Origin of the sequence: Daejeonella sp. (assembly GCF_037719425.1) — a bacterium.
In the GTDB taxonomy this organism is placed as follows: domain Bacteria; phylum Bacteroidota; class Bacteroidia; order Sphingobacteriales; family Sphingobacteriaceae; genus Daejeonella.
The window spans coordinates 1-5,388 of sequence record NZ_JBBJNI010000011.1; the positions used below are offsets into that span (position 1 = coordinate 1).

General features: G+C 41.3%; 6 protein-coding genes. 5 read left to right on the plus strand and 1 reads right to left on the minus strand.

Going from position 1 to position 5,388, the window contains the following annotated elements:
* Window positions 1-49 precede the first annotated feature (49 nt).
* The 4 genes from WKF69_RS02660 to WKF69_RS02675 are packed head-to-tail and all read left to right on the plus strand — an operon-like array spanning window position 50 to window position 3,338.
* Window positions 50-757 carry a MotA/TolQ/ExbB proton channel family protein gene (locus WKF69_RS02660; RefSeq protein WP_340379331.1) on the plus strand — a complete coding sequence of 236 codons (708 nt, stop codon included), beginning with the start codon at window positions 50-52 and terminating at the stop codon, window positions 755-757.
* On the plus strand, window positions 754-1,152 hold the full coding sequence (locus WKF69_RS02665; protein ID WP_340379334.1) for a biopolymer transporter ExbD: 399 nt from the start codon (window positions 754-756) through the stop codon (window positions 1,150-1,152). Before WKF69_RS02660 ends, WKF69_RS02665 begins: the two co-directional genes overlap by 4 nt.
* The gene (locus tag WKF69_RS02670) at window positions 1,152-1,970 is read left to right on the plus strand and encodes an energy transducer TonB (RefSeq protein ID WP_340379336.1); all 819 of its coding nucleotides are present in this window, start codon (window positions 1,152-1,154) and stop codon (window positions 1,968-1,970) included. Before WKF69_RS02665 ends, WKF69_RS02670 begins: the two co-directional genes overlap by 1 nt.
* A gap of 24 nt (window positions 1,971-1,994) precedes the next feature.
* Window positions 1,995-3,338: a folylpolyglutamate synthase/dihydrofolate synthase family protein gene (locus tag WKF69_RS02675; RefSeq protein ID WP_340379338.1), complete on the plus strand. Its 1,344-nt coding sequence runs from the start codon at window positions 1,995-1,997 to the stop codon at window positions 3,336-3,338.
* A 193-nt stretch (window positions 3,339-3,531) separates the two neighbouring features.
* On the opposite strand, the gene WKF69_RS02680 is transcribed toward WKF69_RS02675, so the two are convergent.
* Window positions 3,532-3,978, minus strand: a complete 447-nt coding sequence (locus WKF69_RS02680; protein ID WP_340379340.1) for a transposase — start codon at window positions 3,976-3,978, stop codon at window positions 3,532-3,534.
* A 386-nt stretch (window positions 3,979-4,364) separates the two neighbouring features.
* Here WKF69_RS02680 and WKF69_RS02685 point away from each other — a divergent pair, with 386 nt between their 5' ends.
* Window positions 4,365-5,201, plus strand: a complete 837-nt coding sequence (locus tag WKF69_RS02685) for a TonB family protein (RefSeq protein WP_340379342.1) — start codon at window positions 4,365-4,367, stop codon at window positions 5,199-5,201.
* Window positions 5,202-5,388: the final 187 nt, after the last annotated feature.

Below are 5,388 nucleotides of genomic sequence, written 5' to 3' on the forward strand. Positions count from 1 at the left end.
AAAGGAAGCCTGGACTACTATATATAAATCAACGAAAATCCAATAACAGATGTTTTTACTACAGATTGATACTCTTACTCCCATTCAAGATACAGCGGCTGCCGCGGCCGCAGCTGTTCAAACCATGCCAACAGAACAAGAATTAAGATTTATTGACTTGTTATTTAAGGGTGGCTGGGTAATGATACCGCTAGGATTGCTTGCCTTCGTAGCTCTGGTAATTTTTGTGGAGCGCTACCTTACCATCAGAAAGGCTTCCAAAGATGAAATGAACCTGATGTCGCAGGTAAGACAGAACATACAATCAGCCCGGCTGGAGTCGGCTTTAGCGCTTTGCCGAAATAGTAATACTCCTCTTGGCCGAATGCTCGAAAAGGGCCTGGTCAGGATTGGACGCCCGATTAAAGATATAGAAGGCGCTATCGAAAATGTTGGTAAGCTAGAGGTGTCCAAGCTAGAGAAAAACATAGGGATACTGGGTATTATTGCTGGTATTGCACCGATGCTTGGTTTCGTAGGAACGATTGTGGGTGTAATTACCATCTTTCATGAAGTTTCCGTAAAGGGAATTATTGAAATTGGTACTATTTCTGGAGGTCTATATACAAAGATGATCACTTCAGCTACCGGGCTTATCATTGGTATTATAGCTTACGTGCTTTATCACATCCTTAATATTATGGTGGACAGGATAATCCTGAAAATGGAAACAGATGCAATCGAATTTATCGACTTGTTGGAGGAGCCAGGAAAATGAATTTCAAAAAAAGAAAACGCGGTACGGTAGAGGTACATACATCAGCATTGAACGATATCATGTTCTTTCTGATGCTGTTCTTCCTATTAGCATCCGCCGTAGCGAATCCTAACGTCGTAAAACTGTTCCTACCAAGATCAAGTTCAGGCCAGTCTATTCCTCAAAAAACAATCAATGTATCGATTACAAAAGATCTTGAATATTTTGTTGAGAAACAACCAGTCGCTTTGGCGGATCTTTATAAAAGCATTGAAGTTTACCAGCGCGCATCTCCCGATCTAACAATAATTTTGTACGCTGATCGTACTATTGCTATAGAGAATGTTGTAGAATTGACAGACATCGCGAACAAATTGAAAGTGAAGCTGGTATTAGCTACTGAGACAAAAAAATAATGCAATACCAAAGACAGGAAGAGAACAATTATCCTAAAGCCTTTGCTATATCAACAGGTATAATGGGGATTTTGTTGGCTATAAGCTTCCTTATTATCGCGAGTAAGGTCGAGCCTGAAGAGATAGGCACCGGCGGGATTATTGTTAATTACGGCACCTCTGTGATTGGTATGGGCGATGACTACATGAGTATAGAAGAACCTTCGACTGCGCCGGATGCAAATAACACTCCGCCGGATAAAGTTACTGAGAATCAGGATGTATCAAACCCGGTGTCTGAAGTGACGGATAAGTCGATAGTTACACAGGATGCTGAAGATGCCCCTGAGATTGCAACAAAAGAAAAGTCCACAGCCAAATCGCCTTCTGTAAGCTTACCGACCAAAGAGAACAAGCCAACTGTTAATCAAAATGCTCTCTATAAGGGTAAGAAAAACGACGGCAAGGGCGCCGGTGACGGAACAGGTGACGTTCCGGGAAATCAGGGAACTAAGGACGGTGATCCTTTATCACCGAATTATGGTGATGGTGGTTCAGGGTTCGGCGGTGTTGCGCTCTCATTGGCAAACAGAAGATTTACCAATCTTAATATTCCTAAAGATGATGGCCAAAAGTACGGCCGCGTCGCCGTTAGGATATTCGTGGACAAAAATGGCTTGGTCGTAAATGCTATCCCTGGTGTTAAAGGAACTACACTTTCCGATAAAGTTATATGGGAAAAATGTCGTGTCGCCGTAATGGGTGCCTCTCTAAATAAACTTGAATCGGCACCTGAAACTCAGATTGGCGTGGTTATGTTTAACTTCAAAGTAAAATAAGCCTCTCCCGCACGGGAAATTAACATGGCCGCAAGTAACTTTAATTCTTCACAGCCTTTCACCCCTTTCCAAACTTATCAGGATACACTCGCTTATTTATACGACCGGCTTCCCATGTTTACACGGATCGGTGCGGCAGCTTTAAAGGCAGACCTAACCAACACGATTGAGCTATGTAAGCGAATCGGGAATCCCCAAGATGATTTCAAAAGCATTCATATTGCAGGAACGAACGGTAAGGGGTCTACATCACATATGTTGGCAGCGATCTTACAGACCGCCGGATATAAAACAGGTTTATACACATCCCCGCATCTAAAGGATTTTCGCGAACGCATACGGCTCAACGGCTCAATGATGCCTGAAGATATTGTCGTTGATTTTGTGAACAGTCAGCGATCAAACATCGAGGAAATCGATCCATCTTTCTTTGAAGTCACCGTTGCTATGGCATTTCAGTATTTTGCGCAGCAAGAAGTTGATATAGCCGTCATAGAAGTCGGACTTGGAGGCAGGTTAGATTCCACGAACATTATTACACCTCTGGTCTCGGTTATTACAAATATTGGCTTTGACCATGTTAATATCCTTGGAGATACACTACCTAAAATCGCTTCGGAAAAAGCAGGAATAATTAAACCCGGAGTTCCTGTTGTCGTTGGAGAAAGACATCCGGAAACGATAGAGACATTCCTTAGCAAATCAAAAGAAACCCGATCTGAGTTAATCTTTGCCTGCGATGAATGGCTGATTAAGAAATCTAATAACCAGGTAAACAATGAACTTTTAGCCCTCAAGGTAGACAAAAAGGATACGAGTGAATCAGAGTCAATGGCTATCAGTTTAGACCTAACAGGATCATACCAGGTAAAGAACCTTGCGACGGTATTGAGCTCTGTCATTGAATTAAGAAAAGCCGGATTCAGTATCTCCGACGAGCATGTTAGAACAGCCCTAAGACAAGTAAAAGATCTTACCGGATTGCAAGGAAGATGGCAGGTTTTGAAACAAAAACCACTTGTCGTATGCGACACAGGGCATAATGAAGAAGGAATCCGGGAAGTTTTAAAAAATATTAACGATCAAGATTACCTTAAGCTTCATATAGTTATTGGGATGGTTAGCGACAAGAACATAAATAAAATTCTCGGGTTACTTCCCCAAAATGCTACCTATTATTTCTGCAGTCCGGATATCCCAAGAGCAAAACCTGCTCGGGAGTTAAGGGAAGAAGCTCAAGTATTCGGCTTAATTGGAAATAGTTACGAAAGTGTCGTTTCCGCGCTGAAAGCAGCTGAAACGGATGCTTTACAGAATGACCTCATTTTCGTAGGTGGAAGCACTTTTGTAGTGGCAGAAATCTTGTGATTCAGGGACGTTGGTGAAGATACCAAGATAAAATCGTGCGCATTTAACCTAGTTGGTGAGACACCAACAAGGCATCGTCATGGCGAGTTTCGTTGCTGGTGGATTTCGTTGCTGGTGGGTTTCGTTGTTGGTGTCCCACCAACAACGTTGCTGATTGTTGAAATATGCGGTGGTGTCTTCACCACCAAGTACGTTAAAAATCCTCCCTATAATCAACTAACCACCGATATCTCTTATCACTCTGCTCGTAAAAAGAACACGATGAATATTCATAAAGTTTAGAATCTTCAACAAGATTCCAATGCTTTTGCAACGGATTTGAATGAACATAATTCAGTGTTCGCACAAACATATCTTTATTAAGTATTTCAACAGGTAAGGACCCTCGTTGCCAAAACTGGTATTGACGGTCTGCCTTTCTGACAAGAAAATTATCTAAGATGTATTTTTTGGAACTCAATTCCTTTTTAAATTGATGGGCCGTAAATTTCAACAGGCTTGCATCCGGGAATTCTTTTCCGTTCATTTCAAGGTTTTTCCAGATCAGATGCATATGATTTGGCATGATCACAAAACCGTAAACCCGGATCTTATTTTTTAGGGTCAGAAACTCCAAACTTTGGGTGATGATATTCTTCATATGATCAGTTTTTAATATGGGAGTCCAGTTTAGAATTGTAGCTGTATAGAAATATAATTTGAGTAAATCCATTTTATTCTGAGGTAAAGTTGGTGAAGACACCAACTGGGTCAATCGCATTTTACACCTTGTTGGTGTGACACCAACAAGGAATTTCATAGAAAATGATGTTGAAGATGCCAGCGTAATGTCCCCATATAGGATCTTGTTGATGGGACATCAACATGGAATCACAGGCAATATGAAAACGTAGTTATTATACTTAAAATTAAGCAACTAAAAAGATAGGCAGATGGCTATGCTCTTATGAATTATCTATCGGCAACCAGTTATGGAATTTCTCTCATTTTATCATCAATTAGATAATTAACCTAATAGCTGAACCGATGATAAATTTCAATGAAAATTTATACAAGACCCAGTGGCTGGATCTTGTATTCCAAAACCGTAACAAAACTTATGGTGCTTATCAATTAAGGAAGCATAACAACGAGACAACGACAAAGGCATTCTTGTATGCTTGTATACTGTTCTCGTCGGCTATCATTCTGCCCTGGGTTTACGGGCAAATGGCGGGTAGTATGCCCGCCATCGAAGTCCCACAACTTTCTGACCCGGTAGAAGTAAGCTTGACGAAGATCCTCGACCCAAAGCCCGTTGCGCCGCCGGCCAAATTACCTCCCGCCAAGCAAATACCTCCTAAAAGTATTCAGTACACAGAAATGGTAGTAGCACCGGCAGATAAAGCTAATATCGAACCGCCAAGTCAGTTTGAAATTGCAAAATCTGTAGTAAGTACTGTAACAGCGGCCGGAGCTGATACTAAGGGTATTAATCCCGTTGAAATTCCAAATGGAGTTCCGGCAGGAACTGGAGTAACAGAAACTCCCTCAGAAACTGCCATATTTCCTATCCATGCAATTGAAAAATATCCGGAATTCCCTGGCGGACAAGAAGCTTTTATAAAATTCCTTCGGAAAAATCTCAGGTACCCCGGCATGGCCGCCGAAAACGGCATCCAGGGAAAGGTAATTCTAAGTTTTGTTATTGAAAGGAACGGTGATTTATCGCATATCAAGGTTGTCAGAGGGATTGGAAGTGGATGTGATGAAGAAGCAATGCGTGTTCTGTCGAAATCACCTCAATGGAAACCTGGGGTGCAAAATAAACAACCTGTAAGAGTAGCTTATAACCTGCCCATAAATTTCGCACTCTCTAACTGATAATTCATCAAATAAAAGGCCTGAACTATATAGCATAATTCAGGCTTTTATTTAGTTGTTGGTTGTTAGTTGTTAGTTGTTCGGCTACCGTACCTATGAGACTTATAAGTTTCGTAACTTAACGGACCTTTCCTTATAGCTTATAGCTTATAGCTTATAGCTTATAGCTTATAGCTTATAGCTTATA